At 60.2% G+C, this 18,877-nt stretch carries 15 protein-coding genes; 9 read left to right on the forward strand and 6 right to left on the reverse strand.

The features are described from left to right. Nucleotides 1-3: 3 nt before the first annotated feature. The 3 genes from WKF55_02275 to WKF55_02285 all read right to left on the reverse strand — a co-directional run bounded on the left by WKF55_02275 (nucleotide 4) and on the right by WKF55_02285 (nucleotide 2,383). Nucleotides 4-612, reverse strand: coding sequence for a PepSY-associated TM helix domain-containing protein (locus WKF55_02275; GenBank protein MEJ7758398.1), 609 nt, complete (start codon nucleotides 610-612; stop codon nucleotides 4-6). Further along, nucleotides 576-1,520: a serine hydrolase gene (locus WKF55_02280; GenBank protein ID MEJ7758399.1), complete on the reverse strand. Its 945-nt coding sequence runs from the start codon at nucleotides 1,518-1,520 to the stop codon at nucleotides 576-578. Before WKF55_02280 ends, WKF55_02275 begins: the two co-directional genes overlap by 37 nt. Before the next feature lie 107 nt (nucleotides 1,521-1,627). After that, entirely contained in the window at nucleotides 1,628-2,383 is a 756-nt protein-coding gene (locus WKF55_02285) for a Spy/CpxP family protein refolding chaperone (protein ID MEJ7758400.1), read from the reverse strand. A gap of 191 nt (nucleotides 2,384-2,574) precedes the next feature. Here WKF55_02285 and WKF55_02290 point away from each other — a divergent pair, with 191 nt between their 5' ends. From WKF55_02290 to WKF55_02305, 4 genes are all read left to right on the forward strand, one after another. Continuing rightward, complete coding sequence (locus tag WKF55_02290) at nucleotides 2,575-3,189, forward strand: DUF4142 domain-containing protein (GenBank protein ID MEJ7758401.1); 615 nt, start codon at nucleotides 2,575-2,577, stop codon at nucleotides 3,187-3,189. Nucleotides 3,190-3,196: 7 nt separating this feature from the next. Continuing rightward, the gene (locus WKF55_02295; GenBank protein ID MEJ7758402.1) at nucleotides 3,197-3,847 is read left to right on the forward strand and encodes an HAD family hydrolase; all 651 of its coding nucleotides are present in this window, start codon (nucleotides 3,197-3,199) and stop codon (nucleotides 3,845-3,847) included. Between the two features lie 73 nt (nucleotides 3,848-3,920). Next, nucleotides 3,921-4,151 (forward strand): hypothetical protein, encoded by a 231-nt coding sequence (locus WKF55_02300; GenBank protein MEJ7758403.1) that lies wholly within the window; start codon nucleotides 3,921-3,923, stop codon nucleotides 4,149-4,151. 263 nt (nucleotides 4,152-4,414) lie between these two features. Beyond that, entirely contained in the window at nucleotides 4,415-5,335 is a 921-nt protein-coding gene (locus WKF55_02305) for a DUF1259 domain-containing protein (GenBank protein MEJ7758404.1), read from the forward strand. Between the two features lie 154 nt (nucleotides 5,336-5,489). On the opposite strand, the gene WKF55_02310 is transcribed toward WKF55_02305, so the two are convergent. Continuing rightward, the gene (locus WKF55_02310; protein ID MEJ7758405.1) at nucleotides 5,490-8,057 is read right to left on the reverse strand and encodes a prolyl oligopeptidase family serine peptidase; all 2,568 of its coding nucleotides are present in this window, start codon (nucleotides 8,055-8,057) and stop codon (nucleotides 5,490-5,492) included. A 236-nt stretch (nucleotides 8,058-8,293) separates the two neighbouring features. Between WKF55_02310 and WKF55_02315 the strand changes: the two genes are divergently transcribed. Continuing rightward, nucleotides 8,294-8,674, forward strand: coding sequence for a hypothetical protein (locus tag WKF55_02315; GenBank protein ID MEJ7758406.1), 381 nt, complete (start codon nucleotides 8,294-8,296; stop codon nucleotides 8,672-8,674). Nucleotides 8,675-8,798: 124 nt separating this feature from the next. Then, a complete protein-coding gene (locus WKF55_02320) occupies nucleotides 8,799-9,341 on the forward strand; it encodes an outer membrane beta-barrel protein (protein MEJ7758407.1) in 543 nt (180 codons plus the stop codon). Between the two features lie 108 nt (nucleotides 9,342-9,449). On the opposite strand, the gene WKF55_02325 is transcribed toward WKF55_02320, so the two are convergent. Beyond that, nucleotides 9,450-10,967 (reverse strand): cytochrome P450, encoded by a 1,518-nt coding sequence (locus tag WKF55_02325; GenBank protein ID MEJ7758408.1) that lies wholly within the window; start codon nucleotides 10,965-10,967, stop codon nucleotides 9,450-9,452. Between the two features lie 83 nt (nucleotides 10,968-11,050). On the opposite strand from WKF55_02325, the gene WKF55_02330 reads away from it, so the two are divergent. From WKF55_02330 to WKF55_02340, 3 genes are all read left to right on the forward strand, one after another. Next, complete coding sequence (locus tag WKF55_02330) at nucleotides 11,051-14,281, forward strand: hypothetical protein (protein MEJ7758409.1); 3,231 nt, start codon at nucleotides 11,051-11,053, stop codon at nucleotides 14,279-14,281. Nucleotides 14,282-15,647: 1,366 nt separating this feature from the next. Then, nucleotides 15,648-16,184 (forward strand): DUF5118 domain-containing protein, encoded by a 537-nt coding sequence (locus tag WKF55_02335; GenBank protein MEJ7758410.1) that lies wholly within the window; start codon nucleotides 15,648-15,650, stop codon nucleotides 16,182-16,184. 11 nt (nucleotides 16,185-16,195) lie between these two features. After that, nucleotides 16,196-17,302, forward strand: a complete 1,107-nt coding sequence (locus WKF55_02340; protein MEJ7758411.1) for an alanine racemase — start codon at nucleotides 16,196-16,198, stop codon at nucleotides 17,300-17,302. 184 nt (nucleotides 17,303-17,486) lie between these two features. On the opposite strand, the gene WKF55_02345 is transcribed toward WKF55_02340, so the two are convergent. Further along, nucleotides 17,487-18,863 (reverse strand): NAD-dependent succinate-semialdehyde dehydrogenase, encoded by a 1,377-nt coding sequence (locus WKF55_02345; GenBank protein MEJ7758412.1) that lies wholly within the window; start codon nucleotides 18,861-18,863, stop codon nucleotides 17,487-17,489. Between the last annotated feature and the right edge of the window lie 14 nt (nucleotides 18,864-18,877).

Raw genomic sequence — 18,877 nt, forward strand, 5'->3', positions numbered from 1 at the left:
GCCTCAACGGCGCCACTTCGGGACAAGCCATAGCCAGTAGCCGGTGATCAGGAGAATTGTCAGCGCGATCGCAGCCGCGTCGCTGAGTAGAACCCACTTGTCGCCGAACGCCTCACCCGAGTGGAGCCGCTCCAGAAACACATCGCCGCGGGGGCCCACGTGCAGGACGCGCCCGCCATTGATATCGACAGTTACCTCGGTTGATGCAGGGTCGCGAAATCGCACTTTCACGTATCCATTCCGGGGTCTGACATCCATCCGGTCGATCTGCGTTTCGCTTGTCGCCGGAGACGTCGCCGCGCGCGCCTTGTCAGCAAGAACGGCCAGCGGAAGTGCTGCCGTGAACTGGCCGGCAGGGTCGTGATTGACATCCGGCATCAGGCCGAGCTCTCGCTTGTGATTCAGAAGAATGCCGGTGATCGATATCGACAGCAGCGCAACGGTGAACAGAACACCGAGCCACAGGTGGGCATAGAATGCAGCCCGTGCCAGCCAGCGCCCCGATCGCCTGGAAGGAGGCGCGGGTGGTGAGGCCGGGGTGATCGTCCGCACTTTCTCGCTGACCGCCGGACGCGCTACTGCGTCACCGCCGCTGGCGGAACACCACCCCACGCTTTCACAATCGCCTCGCCCATCCGTGCCATTGCCAGCTGCGGTTCGTTATCGAGCACCCAGCGGATGTCCTTGTTTTCCCTTGTAAGCACGCATGCGACTACACGATTGCGCAGGTAAAAAAGTGAACATTCGGCGCGCACCTGATCTGTAGCTCCCGTTTTGTGTGCGGCTCGTGCCCCGCCGGTGTAGCGCTGGAGCAGATCACCGTCTTCGTTATGCTCGAGAATGTTCAGCATCACCGAATCGAAAGCAGGATTCACGGCTTTGCCGAGTGCGAGAAGCTCGAACAGTCGCGCCATCTCGTTGGGGGTTGTGACGCCAAGCCCGTATTTCACCGAACTGTCCATTGCGACGCTCGAATTTCGCAGGAACGATTTCGAGTGAACCCGCGTGTGTGGGAGACCAAGCGAATCCATCTTGTTCCAGACCCGCCTGATAATGATGCGGTCGAGCAGAAGATTGGTGGCCGTGTTGTCGCTGATGATGGTCATCAGCCAGGCGGCGTCCTGAACCGTCAGCATCGTCCCGTTGTGCAGGTACTGAACGACACCGGAGCCCGCTACCTGGTCGATCTTCAGCACCGTTAGCGGATCGTCGAGAGATAATTGTTTTTTCGCCACGAGATCGTACACGGTGACGAGAATCGGCACCTTGATGAGACTTGCCGTCGGAAACTTTTCATCGCCACGACGGCTCATCCGTACGCCGTTCTCGATGTCGATGATGCTGTAGCCGACGACGCCTCGATGGGCGTTGGCGATCGAGTCCAGGGTGCGACGGAGCGCGACGGTGTCCGCGCGAACCGTCCGCGGCGCAGGTACTGGTTTCGTGCGGGAAGGCTGCGCGCAGGCAGTGAGCGGGAGCGCGAGGCCAGCCATCATTAGTGGCAGAATGCGGAGTGTCATGTTGTCCAACATACCGAGAGGTCATTCAACGGTCTAGCAATCCGTCGAATGACCTCTCTGGTGTAACCTTCCGTTCCTTCGTGGCGGCACCCTCCCGCCGAGTGCGGTCAGCCCAGTGGCAGGCAGCCCGAGGCTTTTTGTTCGGGGGTGAGCACGGCGGTGATCTGTTCGCGGAGCTGGATGCGTCCGGCTGCGAGTCGGGCGATAGCGGGCTTTACCCGCTCGAGAATCGCTGCTATCTCCTCTCTCGATTTGCCTGCCTTGCCGGCCGCCTTCACTTCTTCGTATGCAGCTTTGACGGCGTCCAGATCGGCCTTGTTGCTCTGCTCGAAAGCGGCCTCGAGCGCCCGAATCTGCTGCTTCTGCGCATCGCTCAGCGGCATGAACTTGCTGGGATCGCAGCGCTTCGAGGTGTGCGACGCAATCCAGGCGCGCTGTTCCGGAGTCAACACCGCATCGATGTCGGCCTTGAGCTTTGCTTCCGCGGCCGCGAGCCGCGCCCGGATATCGGCGGTCTTGTCGAAGATTTTCTTTGCCTCTTCACGGTTCGGCTTCCTGCCGCCCGTGGCTTCATGGAGGATCGCCTTCAGGGCCTCGCGGTCGGCGCGGGTTGCGTCCTCGAACGCCTTGACCAGTGCCTTGATCTTCTCTTTCTGCTCCGCGGTGAGCTTGAGATCGTCCGGCAGTCCGTTGGCGAGCCGCGACTCGTAAATGGCAGCTTCGTAGCCGCCGGCGGCTGTCAGGGCCGTGCCGAACGCGCCGGCCTGGACATCCAGATCAGACGAGTTTGTGGGAGCCGTCGCATCCTGGGAGCAGGCGGCAAGTGAAAGAGCCGCAACCATGATCAAAGCGACCTTACGCAACAATTCTCCTGAAGTTCTGTCTAGCGTTCGACGACCAGCCACTGGGAATGTTAACACCTCGGGAGGGAGATATCGCCAGTTTCGGGAGGGTGTGGCTTTTCGCATGGCGACTCCGAGCGCGAATCTTGCCATGGCACAGGGGATAGGACCGGTTCAATGATCGCTTTCAATCATCCATAAGGGGACGACAAATGTTCATGAAACCATTACGGTATTCCATTCTCGCTCTGGCGATGATGGCGGCCGCCGCGTGTGCGAAGAACGATGCAGATAATGCCGACACTGGGATGGCGATGAATGATACCGGTGCCGCGATGATGGGCGATACCGCGATGGCTGCACCGGCGCCAGCGGCTGCGGCGATGACCGACGCGAACATTGTTTACGTTCTCGACCGTTCGAACCTGCTCGACAGTGCCAGTGGTGCGCTCGCGGCAACCAAGGGGACTAACAGCGAGGTCCGCGAATTTGGCAAACGGATGATGCGCGATCATCATGGGTTGAGGGAGCAGGGGCAGGCACTGGCGAAACGGCTCAACGTTACCGCTGCTGCGCCCGGTGGCGACAACAGCAGTGCGGAAATGGACCGGGTGATGTCGATGCTGAATTCCGCCGCAAAGGGAAAGGATTTCGACAAGGCCTATATCGATGATCAGGTTACGTATCACGTCAATTTGCTGGCGACTGCAACGAGCGCGATGGGCGCGGCCCAGAATCCTGAGCTGAAGAATTTCATCCAGAAGGCGGCTCCAGCGGTGCAGGCTCATCTGGACGCTGCTCAGGCAATTCAGAAAAAGATGATGTAGGCTTCGGGTGGCGCGGGGAGTAATTTTTGATGTCGACGGCACGCTTGTAGCCAGCAACGATGCGCACGCCCTCTCATGGGTGGAGACGTTTTCGGAGGTTGGCCATGACGTGCCGTTCGGCGTTATCAGGCCGATGATCGGGATGGGCGGAGACAAGATCATGCCGGCAGCAGTTGGCATTGAAGCCGACAGCGATGAGGGGCAGCGGCTGGTCGAGAGGCGCTGGGAGATTTTTCAGCGGAGCCATCTGGCCGGACTGAAGCCCACGCCGGGTGCGCGGGCGCTTGTGGAGCGGCTGAAGTCAGAGGGGTTCGAGCTGGTCATCGCGACGTCGGCGGGCGGAACAGAGTCGAGTGCTATTCTGGAGGCGGCTGGCCTCGATGGTCTCTTCAGAAAGCGGACGTCCTCGAGTGACGCCGAAGATTCCAAGCCGGACCCGGACATTGTTCGTGCGGCCGTCCGCAAGAGTCGGTGCAGGCCCGAGGACCTGGTCATGATCGGTGACACGCCTTACGACATTCAGGCAGCGACGGGGGCGGGAGTGCCGTTGGTGGCGGTGCTGACAGGGGGATGCACGATTCAGGAGTTGGCGGGGGCGATTGCTATCTATGATGATCCTGGTGACTTGATGAGAGGGTTTGATTTTGGGGCGAGTTAGGATAATAGCTAACCGAGGGCTGCGGACCAGCTAATCTGGCGGAATGCGGACTAACTGTGAACTGCGGACTAACTTGATTCTGTACGCTGAGTTTCGATCGGCCCGGACGGCGCCGCTAGTGATGGCCAACCTGCCGCTGGCGCTCGATGACCGTGATGCTCACGGGGCGCGGTCAGCATCGCCTCGCTCGTGGGTTTCGTCACCTGTCGGAATTGCCACGAGGAACGGGATTCTCCTCGTATCGCATTACCTGCAGCTTCTTGGCGAAGGCGTTCCGTTTCGTGTGATCCTGGCGGTCTTTTAACCGCGACGGCGTTGAACATGCCGGTTTTGCCGGCGCTGTACTGGATCTTCGGTGCCAGAATAGTCGAGGTCCGGGAGGAGGTTAGCCTTGGGCCGGCCGGACAAGCAATCGGCACCCGATCCATGTCGCACCATGGCGTTCCCTTCCACTCTCGGGGCAGAGTATGAGAGTCACCGCATGGCGCGGTGGGAGCTTCGCGTCAAATCAACTGTTGGTGAAGGCACAGCGTACATCCCGATACTGAGAATCCCACGGACCAACATATGACAAAGTTCACAACGGCCGTAACAGCATTCGCAGTTGCTGGGACGTGCTGCGCGGTTCCACTCAACGCACAAGGCACCGTCCCGGGAGGCGGCTCGATCCGCGGTTGGAACGCGCTGGACTCGGCACTTGGCCGGAAAGGCGCCGCACAGCCCGGCGAGGTTATGAAGTACAGCTTCCCGCGAAGCGATCTCGACGTAACGGCAAACGGGGTGAAGCTAAAACCGGCCTTCGCGCTCGGTTCATGGATTGCCTTCAAGCGAGTCGGCCGTAACACGATGGCGATGGGTGACTTGGTCCTCGTCGAGGACGAAGTGGGAACGGTGATGACGAGGCTTCAAACCGGCGGCGTGGAGCAGACCGCGCTGCACAACCATGTGCTGGGAGAGTCGCCCCGCGTGATGTACCTGCACATATCGGCGCATGGAGATGAAGTCAAAATTGCCCGCACCATTCGTGAGGCACTTGCACTCACCGGAACTCCGCTTGCGACGCCTTCTGCGGCGGGAATCGCAGCGATTGATCTGGATACGGCGGCGGTTGCCAACGCCCTCGGCTACCGAGGGAAAGTCGGCGGGGGAGTCTACCAGGTGAGTGTGCCAAGGGCGCAAACGATAGTTGAGAACAAAATGGAGGTGCCAGCCTCCATGGGCTTGGCAACGGTGATCAACTTCCAGCCGACGGGCGGGGGGAAAGCGGCAATCACCGGCGACTTCGTGATGACCGCCGGCGAAGTGAATCGCGTGATCAGAGCGCTACAGGCGCATCGCATACAGACAACCGCGCTACACACGCACATGTTGACGGAATCACCACGGCTGTTCTTCATGCACTTCTGGGCCAATGATAACGCGGTGACGCTGGCGCGAGGGCTTCGCGCCGCGCTCGCGGAAATGCGCGTTCAACCGGCTGCCAGGTAGACGCGTTCACTCCATCATCAACTGCACCGCTTCAGTCCGGAACTCAGCCGTGAACTCGCGCCGGATACGTCTTTTCTTCCCCGTCACTGGACACCACCTTTCCCAAATCATCGAGGCCGATCGAGGTGTCCGCAAAACCGGGTAGCGTCACCCTCTATTGCGACGCTCTCTCCCCGCCTTTGGCATTCTTGAGATGCTTGTCAAGCCAGGTAATGGTCTCCCACGCCACGTGCCGGGTGGTCTCCCGCGCTGTGTATCCGTGTGGCTCGAGCGGCAGCTGAACGTAGCGCACGCTTCCGCCGTTACCCTTGATGGCAGCATACAGCCGCTCTGACTGAATCGGGAACGTCCCCGAGTTGTCGTCGCGCTGGCCGTGGATCAGCAACACCGGCTCGTTTATCTGATGCGCGTAATTGAATGGCGACATCTTCGCGTAAATGTCCTGCGCCTCCCAGTATGTGCGCGGCTCTGCCTGAAATCCGAACGGCGTGAGCGTCCTGTTGTACGCGCCGCTCTCGGCAATTCCGGTACGGAACAGATTCGAGTGAGCCAGCAGGTTGGCAGTCATGAACGCGCCGTACGAGTGGCCACCCACCGCCACGCGATTGCGGTCGCCCACTCCCATGTCCACAATCTTGTCGATGGCGGCCTTGGCGCTGGCGACGAGCTGCTCGATATACGTGTCGTTCGGCTCCTTCCCGTTCATCGCGACAATCGGCATGGTCGGCCCGTCGAGGATGCCATAGCCCTGGGTGAGCAGCAGCAGATGCGTCTGACGCGCGGGGCGCCTGTACTGGTAGCGGGAGCCGGTAACCTGAGATGCCGCATCGGCCGACAGGAACTCACGCGGATACGCCCAGAAGTAGAACGGCAACGGACCTTTCGATTTGTCGTAGCCCGGCGGCAGATAGAGAGTCGCTGAAAGCTCGACACCATCAGCGCGCTTATATCGGATGAGCTCGCTCTTCACGTTCGCAAAGTATGGGGCGGGATCACCGAGCTTCGTGATCTGGGTCGCCGTACCCGTGCGAATGTCGCGCAGGAAATAATTGGGCGGCTCGGTTGGGGATTCTCGCTGGGTGATGATCCTGCCGGCATCGTTATCCGAAATGTGGATCACCTGCTCGTAGTATGGCGCAGCCGACTGCCATAATCGCTCGGTCTTGCCGGTGACGACATCGATGCGGTCGAGGAAGGGCCGGTCGCCCTCGACGGATGCGCCAGCCCCGCGCAGATATACCCAGCGTCCGTCGCTCGACCTCAGCGGAACCTCGCGACCGCTCGCATCGCGCACCGTGACCAGGGTACCCGGATCAGCGTAACGGTCTTCGACGCTTCTGTTCCACAGGACGCGGCTCGTCCCGCCGGACAGCGACGGATCGATCACCCATGTACGCAACCGTCCGGTACGCGACAGGCGCTCGTTCAGCAGCGCGACAGTCGGTGTCGCCCACGTGACTCCTGCATAGCGGTACTCAGTCTCACCCAGCGTCAGCGGCTTCCCGGTGAACGGGGCAGCAAGCAGCGACACACGGTCACGTTTGTCGACTTTCATCTTTGGATCGCCCTTGTCGAGCGCTTCCGCGTACACGAGCGTGGCGGGCGCGTCCGAACGCCAGCTCACATTCCGGATACCGGGCAACACCGCATCCCGGGCACTCGGCGCTTCTTCGGGGATATCGGTCTTCGATACCTGCTTTACCATCGTGCCGGCCGTGGTCCAGACTTCGGTGGACAATGGAAAGCTGCCGAGTGGCATCTGGTACGAATACGGTCGGTTCACTTTCTGGACGAGAATGTATTCGCCTGATGGCGACGGCTGCGCGCTGACGTACACGCCTGGTTTCCCAATCCGCGAAACGTTTCCGTCAATCCCTACAACGGCAAGCTGGTTGGTGAAGTGATAATCGAACAACGCCTCGTCATGCGGACTCGCGAGCAGGTACCCGTACGTCCTGGACGGCGCGTTTCGGCCGTACGATTCCTGGACAAGCGGACCTGCTGGAACGTCGCTTTCCCTGGGCTGTGCGCCGCGGTTGGCAATGTTCATGCGGCAGAGAAGGCGAGGACTCGCTCCCATCCATGTACAGCCTCCGTTCACATGGTTGATCGCCGGCGGCGTCAGCCGGGACACGTTTGTGCCGGCTGCGTTCGACACCCATAGCGCCACGCCGGCCGGAGTCGTGACAGTGAAAGCGAGATGCTTTCCGTCACGGGACCAGTTGAGGTCCTGAATTCTGCCGCCGGTAGCCGAGTACTCACGATCGCTTCCGGTGGCGGCATCGTGCATTCGGAGCGACATCCTCCGGTTGGCGATCGTTGTGTAAGCGAGCGAAGCTCCGATCGGCGACCACACCGCCGAGCCTATCCTGCCTCCAGCAGGAATCTTCAATGCGCGCGACACGGTTCCATCGATGCTCTGCAGCATTGCCGATCGCATGCCGATGTTCTCGATCTTGCTCGAGGCGACAGGACTTATCTTTCTGCCCGCGAGAAAGAGAGCGGGCTCAGCCATATCGGCGATGGTGATGCTGCGGGGATCGCTGATGCTCGTCAGCAGCCATTTCCTGTTGGAGCTCACGGTAGCCACAGGTGCGGACGCCGCATCCAGTATCTGCGTCATCGCCGCGGGTGGCAGCTGGTAAGTGGATTGTGCGGCGGCGGTGGCATGCGAGCACAGAACGGCCGCGATTGTTGCGGCAAGGGCGAGGGATCGGAGCATGGGGGCGGGGTTAGGGACTGGTTCTCTAACTTACGACGCGGCGCATTATCACGCTTATACCCGGCCGCGCTACCGAAAAATGCTTGGACTTGTCAATCACGTTTCTTGAGAGCTTCGAGTCGGACGAGGCCCTTTTCGATCGATCTTGACTGCAGCTGCTACGAGATAGTTCCGGCGATCCCGCGACAGCATCCATTGAGCTTCCCGATTCGAGCGGTATAAAAGTCCTTGCGATCATGACTGTCTCCAATTTCAGACTTAACGGATACGGGCATGCCTACACAGAGCGGCGCAAGCCGTGGTGGAAGTTTCTGATTCGGCTCAGGCGTCAGCATTGTTGCAATCACGACTTTCGACTCCGGCCCTTTGAATCCGGTCGAGGCAGTTCGGGTTACCCTCTTGCGGGCATCGCCGAGGTAGAAGTTCGACGTCTCTGTGAGCGACTTGCGCTGCGTGATGATCCAGCCCGCATCGTTGTCCGCGACGTAGATTACAGTCTGATAATGGGGAGCAGCCGATTGCGTGAGCTGCTCAGTCGTGCCGGTATTGACGCCGATGCGATCGAGAAATGCCGGTCGTCTTCAGCGTGGTGCAGTGCGGGGGAGGACGCAGGATAAGTCAAAAACGCTGGCGCACCAGCGAGATAAATCGTATCACTCTGCTATGCTTGCGGTCTTTCGTTTCCGTATGAATCGTCGCTGACGCGCACGGTGGTTGCCCCACCTGAAGCTCGGAGGATCAATGACAAGACTCGTACTCCCATTCGCAATCGCCGCACTCGCGATGTCGCTCACATTCGCAACGCCGGCAGATGCACAGCGCCGGGAACGCGGCCGCAATTCCGAGCGCTCCGTAACCATTCAGGGTGGTGCGTTCATTCACGACTTTTACGGTGACGATGCACGCCCCATGGTCGCTATTCGCGCAAACTGGGGTCTCGCTCGCTGGTTGCTGAGCGAGTTCGGGACGTTCTACACTCAACCCAAGGATATCCGCGGCGCCGTCGACGTGATGGGCGTCGACCTGGCCCTGCAGGCGCAACTTCCGCATTCCATACTCCGGCCCTACGTGGGGCTTGGTGCGGGCATTCACGTCACGCTCGAGGGTGGGGGCGGCGACCGGTTTGCAGAGAGTTCGACCCAGGCAATGGCTGGGCTCCGGCTGCGGCTAACGCGAGGAATCGGCCTGCGGGGCGAGATGCGGTACCGGATCGACGATCAGCAGCGCTCGCCAAGCGCGGCGGACAACGTCGAGATGACCGGGGGAATCAGCTGGAGCTGGTAGGGCCGGCACCACGTTCGAGATCGACAGCTGACTTGTACAATGAAGGGTTCAACGATTGAATCGCTGGAATCGTTTCGGCAACCTGTCAGGGCGACTGGCCAACAAGTCTCACTGCATGCCGCGCTCGCGCCGCTCGAGCGTCATCCGCATTCGATGGCGTGGCCTCAACGTGATGAGCGGCTGGACATCCACCGGATGCCCTTCTACAAGACGTATGCGCCAACGCTGCGCAATTGACGCTACGAGCAGAATTTCCTCCATCCACGCGAACTGCTCGCCAATGCACACTCGCGTCCCACCGCCGAAGGGGAAATACGCGAACTTCGGACGATCGCCCTGCGCTTCGGCGGACCAGCGCATTGGATCGAATCGCTCCGGATCGGGGAAGTAACGCGGATCGCGATGCATGATGTACTGGCTCATCAGAATCACTGATTTCTTCGGCACCGTGAATCCCCGTACCTCGAACGACTCGAGTGCCCGCCGTCCTATCGCCCACGCCGGCGGATACAACCGCATCGACTCGGTGATCACCATCCGCGTGTAGGGCAATGACGCCAGATCATCGTACGCCGGGTTCCGCCCGGCCAGCACGCCATCGACCTCCGCGTGCAGACGCGCTTCGATGCCGGGGTGCTGCGAGAGCAGGTACCAGGTCCACGTCAACGCATTGGCGGTGGTTTCATGGCCGGCAAGGAATATCGTCAGCGCCTCGTCGCGTAACTGCGAATCGCTCATCCTTCCGCCATCACCCTCTGCATCAGTTGCCATCAGCAGCATCGACAGCAAATCACCACGGTCTTCACCAGTCCGGCGGCGCTCATCGATCATTCCATAGATGGTGCTGTCGAGCCGCGCCCGGGCGGCGTTGAACCTGCGGACAGCCGGGAACGGCAGCTTCTCGATGTATTCGGTGAATGGAAGCATGGCCAGATTGAACGACTCGAACGCAGTCGTCAATGCCTCTCCGATCTCGTTTTCCTCGTCGTCGACGTCGGCGTCGAACAATGTCTTGCTGACGATGCCGAGGGTCAACTTCATCATCTCGTGATGAATGTCGAGTGTCTGGCCATCGTTCCACGTGGACTGCATGCGGTTGGCGTGTTCCGTCATTGTCATCGCATAGCCCGCTATGCGCTGCCGGTGAAAAGCCGGCTGGGCGAGCCTGCGTTGCCTGAGATGAAAATCGCCTTCACTGGTGAGGAGACCGGTGCCCAGCAATTTCTTCGCGCGTTCGAGGCCGCGGCTCTTGTGGAAATTCTTCTGTCTCGTAACCAGGACGTCGCGGATGAGATCGGGATGGTTGAACAGAAACAGATGCTGCGGTCCCACGCGGAAATGCGCCATGTCCCCGTATTCGGCGGCCATGGCCATCATCATCCCGAGCGGGTTGCGCGCTACCTCGACAAGAAACTGACCCGGATAGCGCGCGCGGGGTCCCGGCGGATACACACTGCCGCGCCGCTGGCGAGAGGCCGCGAACCTGGGAAGGCTGACCGGCACCGGCATCGCTGCGCTCTTTACACCAGGGAGTGAATCGGTCGTAGATCCTCTGGCGCGGATGACTTTCCCAAGCCCGCATCCGTCATGAGTTATCTGGCGCGGATGATGTTCCCAGGCCTGCATTCCTCATGGATCCTCTGACGCGAACGGCGTTCCCAATGTTAACATGTGGGACCGCAAATCTCACTCAGCCCCATTGCATCGCCATGCTCACAGCAACGCCACGCGCCCGCATCGTTTCTGCCGCTCTCGTCAGTGGGCTCACCCTTGTTTTCACAAGTTCTTCAATCGCCCAGCGACCTGGTCGCGCCACTGAAAAAACCACTCCGAAAACAGCATTTAATCAGGCCACTTACGATTCGGCCATGCTTGGTGAATTTGCCTGGCGGCCGATTGGACCGGCGGTGACGAGCGGGCGCATCGTGGATCTTGCTGTTGCTGAAGGACCAGAGTCCAGAATTGGCGACCGCCTCGGGAAGCTGATGTACGCCGCCTCAGCAGCAGGCGGAGTATGGAAATCGACGAACGCCGGAACTACATGGGAGCCCATATTCGACAAACAGAGCACGTCATCCATCGGTGACATCGCTCTGGCGCCGTCAAACCCGGAAATTTTGTGGGTCGGTACCGGCGAGTCCAACAATCAGCGCAGCTCGTCGTGGGGGGATGGCGTTTACAAGTCGGAGAATGGTGGACGAACGTGGACGAACATGGGACTGCGAACGTCGCAGCACATCGGCCGGATTGTAGTTCATCCGAGAAACGCAAACACGGTATTCGTGGCGGCAGTCGGCCCGCTCTGGGCATCGGGAGGGGAGCGCGGCCTGTTCAGGACCACCGACGGTGGAAAGACCTGGAAGAACGTGCTCAAAATCAACGAGCACACCGGCGTCACCGACGTGATTCTCGATCCGAGCGAGCCAAACACGGTTTACGCCGCGGCGTTTCAGCGCCAGCGCAAGGCGTACAGCTTCGTCGGCGGCGGGCCTTCGAGCGGCATCTACAAATCGACCGACGGGGGCGAGAGCTGGACAAGGCTCACCGAAGGTTTGCCATCAGGTGACATTGGCCGTATCGGGCTCGATGTCAGCCGGTCGCAGCCGCGGACGATCTACGCGACGATGGAGACGAAGACTGCCGACATCTACCGGTCGGATGATTACGGAGCAAGCTGGCGCAAGACAGGCACGGGTTCATCGTTTCCCTGGTACATGGGACAGATCCGCGTCGATCCGCGGAACGCTGACAGAATCTACTTTCTCGGCGTCCCATTGCAGACATCAGACGATGGCGGAAAGACGATGCGGAATATTCTCACGTCGTCGCATGTCGATCATCATGCGCTGTGGATCGATCCCACTGATTCCGATCACATCATCGTCGGCAACGACGGTGGGGTCTACATCACGCACGATCGCGGGGAGACGGCGGATTTCGTAGCCAATCTTCCCATTGCGCAGTACTACGCGATCGGTCTCGACATGCGGCAGCCGTTCTACTACGTGTATGGCGGGCTGCAGGATAACAACAGTCTTGCCGGCCCGAGCCAGACCCGCAACCGGCAGGGAATAACCAACAGCGACTGGTTTTTCACTTCCGGCGGAGATGGCTTCTACTCGGCTGTCGATCCCACGGATCCCAACGTCGTCTATTCGGAATCACAGAACGGCGGCATCGTCCGGTATGACGTGAAGACGGGAGAGCAGAAGAGCATCAAGCCACAGCCTTCATTCAGCGCCGAGAAGCTGAGATGGAACTGGAGTGCGCCGCTGCTGATATCGCCGCACGATCACAGGACACTTTACTTCGGCGCGAATCACCTCTTTCGGAGCACCAGCCGCGGCGACAGCTGGGAGACACTCGGTCCCGATCTTACGCGACGGCTCGACCGGGACAAGCTGCCGCTGATGGGGAAGCTGTGGACGAAGGAGGCGATCGCACGGCATGCGGGTGTCGCCGATTACGGAAATATCAGCACTGTGGATGAGTCGCCGATGCGGAAAGGGCTGCTCTATGTCGGGACCGACGACGGGCTGATTCAGGTTTCACGTGACGGTGGTGCGACGTGGACCCGGATCTCGAGATTTCCCGGAGTACCGGAGCAGACGTATGTGAGCCGCGTGGTGGCATCCCGGCACAATGAAGGAACCGTCTACGCTGCGTTCGACGGGCACCGGAGTAATGATTTCAGGGCTTACGCACTGAGAAGCAACGACTACGGGAAGACGTGGGCGTCTATTGCCTCCAACCTTCCGGCCAACTCGTCGTTGCAGGTAATTCGCGAACATCACCGGGCGCCGGCGCTGTTGTTCGCGGGTAACGAAATCGGAGCGTATTACAGCGGGAACGGCGGGCGCAGCTGGTCGAGACTGCAGTACAATCTTCCGACGGTGCCGGTGCACGATATCCAGATTCACCCGCGGGAGAACGATCTGGTGATCGGCACTCACGGCCGCGGTATTTACATCATCGATGACATAACTCCGCTCGAGCGGCTGGCTGAGGCCGAGCGTGGCGGGGCGATGCATTTATTTCCGGTGAAGGCGACGACGCTGTTCAATTACAACGCGTCAGTGCCGGGGGGCCTGCGTGGTGCGGCATCGCTCGGAGAAAGGTCGTACAGCGCGCCGAATCCGGCGTTCGGGTCGACGCTCACGTATTACGTGAGGGATTCACTGCCAAAAGGACGGACGCTGTCGCTGGCGGTGTTCGATTCCACCGGGAAGAAGGTGCGCGACCTTACGGTGAATTCGAAGAAGGGTCTGCATCGCGCGACGTGGGATCTGAGAATGGCACCGGCCTACGTGGTCCCGAAGGCGCCGGCGAATCGTCAGCCGAACGGCGCGTTTGCGTTGCCCGGCAGGTACGTTGCGCGATTGACTCTGGGGGGCGCGAGTGGTGCGGCTCCGGTGACGATGGAGACACCGGTGCTGGTGAATGCCGACCCGTTGATCACTTTGACTGCCGCCGAGTATCGGGAGTTGTACCTGACGCGGGTTCGCGCAGGGGAGCAGCAGGCGCGAGTACAGGCTGCTGTCAGGTCCGCGGAGATGCTGAAGGACCAGATGGGCGAAGTAAATACCGCGCTCCGCGGCGCGACGCTGGACAGCTTGTCGAAGCAGAGCGACGCGATCGAGAAAGAGGTGGATGACATCCTTCTCAAAGTGCGTGGCCGACAGGGGCCGGAGGCAAATGATGTTGATGACAGGAAGTTCGAGCCGTCGATTCAGGATCGTGTGAATCAGGTGGCGCGTGAGATTGGCGACGTGAGCTCACCGGCGACGGAGATTCAGCGGCGCACGCTGGAGATGGCGATGGCGGATCTGGCGCGGGAGGTTGCCAGGCTCAATGTGTTGTTGACGGTGAGGGTGCCAGCGTTAAACCGCGGGCTGGATGCGGCAGGGGTGGCATGGACGGTGGGGAGAGAGGTCAGATGAGAGGCGTTGCGGGGCGAGGAAGGGCGACCGCGGAGTGAGGACTAACTGCCGGTGCGGACTGCTGACTGATTGCGGAGTGCGGGCCTGCTGCGAACTGCGGACTAACTGCACGGGTGTGATCTTACCCCGGGTTTGTGGACACATCGATCGGCCTCGATAATTTGAGGAAGGAGGTGTCCAGTGATGGAAAAGAAAAGACACAATCAGCGCGGGTTCACCGCGGAGTTTCGAGCCCGATCCTCCGTCCTATCTCACGTTCAACAATACTCCTTGAGAGCGCACGCCTCGGCCAACGCCAACTGGCTCGGGTACCAAGTAACCGACCGCGCAATATTCACCGGGCGGTAACGGCCGCTTCATGTAATCCGTTCCTGGCCAGGTGTCCCCAAGCTCAATCGAATCGTGAGCCGGAAGGGAGAAGGCGCCTATTGTTAAGTCGCTCTCCTGACCGTGCAAACGCCTCCAGACGTCCACACCTTCAACCGTGGTGATTAGAAGATCGAAAGCGATGGTGACTCCAGTGTCGCCTCCCGCGGCGCTCAGCTGAATCCGTGCGCTTTCAGAGTTATCGTTGCGGACGACCAGCGAGAATCTGGTTGGGCTTCCACTCGCAATTGTACGACGGGGCGGCTTGAAGTACCACGATACTCCCGGTGGTAAGACCTGCCAGCCGACAGCGGACCGAGGATCGGGCTGAACCTGATCAACCCAACTTGTACATCGTTTGGGGGTTTCGTTGGGAGCAGCACCTGCGCCCTCTTCCCGGTCAGCTGAGGGAGAAGGGGGCGCAGAGCATGATACGATCCAGCACAGCAATACTACTAAAATACTCCTGAGGGCCACGAAACGACGCTAATAGCGGTATGCAGGGACGTAGCCGAGTTCAGCCCAGATACCGCTGCGGGCTGAAACTGAAATAGGTATTCGTGCCGCCGCGCACGATGCCATACAGCGACATACTCACCGTAGTGCCCGTCCACAGGAGTAATGTTCGGGCGCAGTGGGAAAGAATCATTGCAGCCTCGGGATTGGGTGGAACGAAGCTGCGAGGTCTATGCCACCCGCAATGTTTTGCGTCGTTTGACGAAGGGCGGGCCATAATCATCAATTCGCAATCAGCCGGCAGTCCACCTGGGGACTACTGCAGACCACTTCTGACTATTGCGAACTATTGCGGACTATTGCGGACTATTGCGACTATTGTGAACCTCTGCGGGACAATTGCGGACTCTCCCTCCACCGTGTGCCAAGCAAGAGTCTACTTCGTTACCCTCGGCTGTTCTCCAGCAGTTTCCCGTGTCATGCGTAATCAGCAGGACCCTCCCTGCGTCCGTCAAAGCGCCACGATTTCTCCCATCCAATCTCCATGACCAGAACATCGTTTCTCGTTGCATCCCTGGCGTCATTCTCTGTATTGGCCGGATGTGCGCGTCCCAAGCCTCAGGCCCCGACTCCGGCCACCACTCCCCGAAGCACTTCGCCGCAGACATTACCTGGCGGCCCTGCCCCCGGCGGCGGCACTCCCGGGGACAGCAGCGCCCGCCCGGCGGCCAATGCGCCCCGGCCGTACGCGAGGGTCATCACGAAAGACGCGAAAACCCGCACCGGCATGTTCAAGACTCACCTTGTGGGTGAGAAGCTGTACTTTGAGATCCCCCGCAAGGAACTCAACCGGGACATGCTGCTGGTTGGCAGATTCACACGCGCCACGCCAGCGCCAGGTGACTTCGAAGGGTACGGCGGAGACGAGTTCACCGAGCGTACCCTGAGATGGGAGCGATCGGGCAATCGCGTAATTCTTCGCAGCACATCGTTCGGCATCATGGCGGACACCACTTTGGCGGTCACATTCACGGCACCGCATCGACACGATCCTGTACCCGAACAAGTAGAAGCAGCGTAGGAGGCGCGGGGATGCGTCTGGATGAGCTGCCGACGCCCTGCCTGGTGCTTGACCGCATTGTCCTCGAAAAAAATCTCGAGGCAATGCGGGCTGTTGCGCAGCGCCACGGCGTGTCGCTTCGTCCGCACCTCAAGACGGCGAAATCGGTTAAAATCGCCCGCCTCGCTTTTGGCGATGAGACGGGGCCCATCACCGTTTCAACGCTGGCAGAAGCCGAATATTTCGGGGGTCAGGGGTTTGGCGATATAACGCTCGCGGCGGGGATTACACCTCAGAAGCTCGGCCGCGCAGCGGCACTCGTAGAGACCGGCGTGAGCCTCAGCGTCCTCACGGATGACGTCGCGGTGGCAAAATCCATTGGGTCCCATATATCGGGGCTGCGGGCGCTGATCGAGATCGACAGCGGTGAGGGCAGAGGGGGAGTGGCTGCTGATAGCGATGCGCTGCTTGAAATCGGACGTGCACTAGGGAAGCGGCTTGCGGGCGTGTTGACCCATGGAGGACACTCGTATGCCTGCCGAACAGCAGATTGTGCCGCAGATGTGGCGGAGCAGGAGCGGCGGACGGTGACGCGGGCCGCCGACGTTTTGCGTGAGGCGGGATTATCATGCGAGATGGTTTCGATTGGATCTACGCCAAGCGTCACGCATGCGCGAGCGCTCGACGGCGTGACTGAAGTGCGGCCCGGCGTGTACATGTTTGGCGATCTTTTTCAGGCTGAGATCGGGTCGTGCACGCGCGAGGACATAGCGCTGACGGTGCTTGCGTCGGTGATCGGGCGGAGAGAGAGCGAGAACCGGATTCTCATCGACGCGGGCTCGCTTGCCTTGTCGAAGGACAGGAGCACTGCGGCAACGGATCACGACGCAGGGTTTGGAATTGTGTGGGGTATCGATTGCGAACCGGTATACGGGGAATGCAGGATCGAACGCGCATACCAGGAGCACGGTGTCGCAACGGGGGACACGTCTCTGCCATTCGAAAAAATTCCGGTTGGCACAAAGGTGCGCGTTGCGCCAAACCATGCCTGTCTGACCGCGGCCGCGTATGACCGGTACTACGTTGTGGAGGGCGGGGACGAGGTGGTCGCGATCTGGGATCGGATCAACGGCTGGTAAAAGGGCGATCCGCTCTCGGGCTGTGGGCTATCAGCCGGGGCTATCAGCTCTGGGCTTTTAGGGGCAACACCCTCGGTAAAAAAGCCAATGGCTTGAGCTTCATGGCTGGAGCCGGGAGCAAGACAGGGCGAAACGGCGAATTACGGGGAAGTGCAACGACACGGGGCTACACAGTGGCTGACGATCATGCCTCAATTCTGGTGATCTTCACACTCTTGATGTTGACGAACTCACGGATTCCGAACTCGCCAAGCTCCCGGCCATAACCAGAATTCTTCACACCGCCGAAGGGGAGTCCCGGCTCAGATGCAACCATCCCGTTCACGAACACCATGCCGGATTCGAGATCGTGAATAAATTGTTCGCGTTCTCCAGTGTCATTGGTCCATACACTCGCGCCGAGTCCGAAGCTTGTGCGATTGGCAATGCGGATTGCGTCGCTGGTATTCGCTGCTTTCCAGACTGAGGCAACCGGGCCGAACAACTCTTCGATGGCAGCTGGACTTTCGTCGGGAATGTCGGCGAGAACTGTTGGCTGAAAGTAGAAGCCCGGCCCGTCGATATTCCTCCCGCCGCACAGCAGCTGAGCGCCCATGGCAATGCTTTTCTCGACTTGAGCAGCAATGTCATCACGGATACTCGCAGTCGCGAGCGGGCCAAGCTCGGTCGCCTCGTCCGTTGGATCACCAACACGGATTGAGCGAACGCCGTCAACAAAACTGCGGAGAAAACGATCGTAGATTTCCTCGTGCACGATGAAGCGCTTCGCGGCAATGCACGATTGTCCGTTGTTAATCATTCGCGCCTTGACGGCAGTGGTGACCGCCGCGTCGATATCCGCGCTCGGCATCACGATGAACGGGTCGCTCCCGCCGAGCTCGAGAACAGTTTTTTTCAAGTGCTGACCCGCAGTCGCAGCGACTGACCGTCCGGCTGCTTCGCTGCCGGTGAGGGTAACTGCGGCAACGCGAGAATCTGCGATAATCCGCTCGACGGCGTCGGATCCCACCAGCAACGTCTGAAACACTCCGTCGCCAAATCCTGCCCTGCGGATGATGTCTTCGATTGCGAGCGCGCACTGCGGGACGTTCGAGGAATGCTTCAACAGGCCCACATTGCCAGCCATCAGCGCGGGAGCGGCGAACCGGAATACCTGCCAAAGCGGAAAATTCCAGGGCATGACTGCCAGCAGGACACCGACGGGTTGAAACATGACCCGGCTCTCGCCTTTCTCCACGGGGAACTGCAGGTCCGCGAGAAATGCGGCCGCGTTATCCGCATAGTACCGACAACCGGATGCGCATTTTTCCGCCTCGGCAATCGCTGCGGAGATCGGCTTGCCCATCTCCAGGGTCATCAGGCGGCCGAGTTCAGTCTTTTCAGACTCGAGGATCCCGGCAGCCCGGTTCATCGCTGCGGCTCGCTCGGCAAATGATGTCGAGCGATGTTCAGCAAACGCACGCGCGGCCCGTTCGAGGCGAACATCCACCTCGGCTTTGGTGAGCGGATCAAAGGTCCTGAGCGTCTCCCCGGTCGCGGGGTTCATCGTTGCGATTGGCAACAGTTACGCGATCG

It is taken from the genome of Gemmatimonadaceae bacterium (genome assembly GCA_037721215.1).
GTDB lineage: Bacteria > Gemmatimonadota > Gemmatimonadetes > Gemmatimonadales > Gemmatimonadaceae > UBA4720.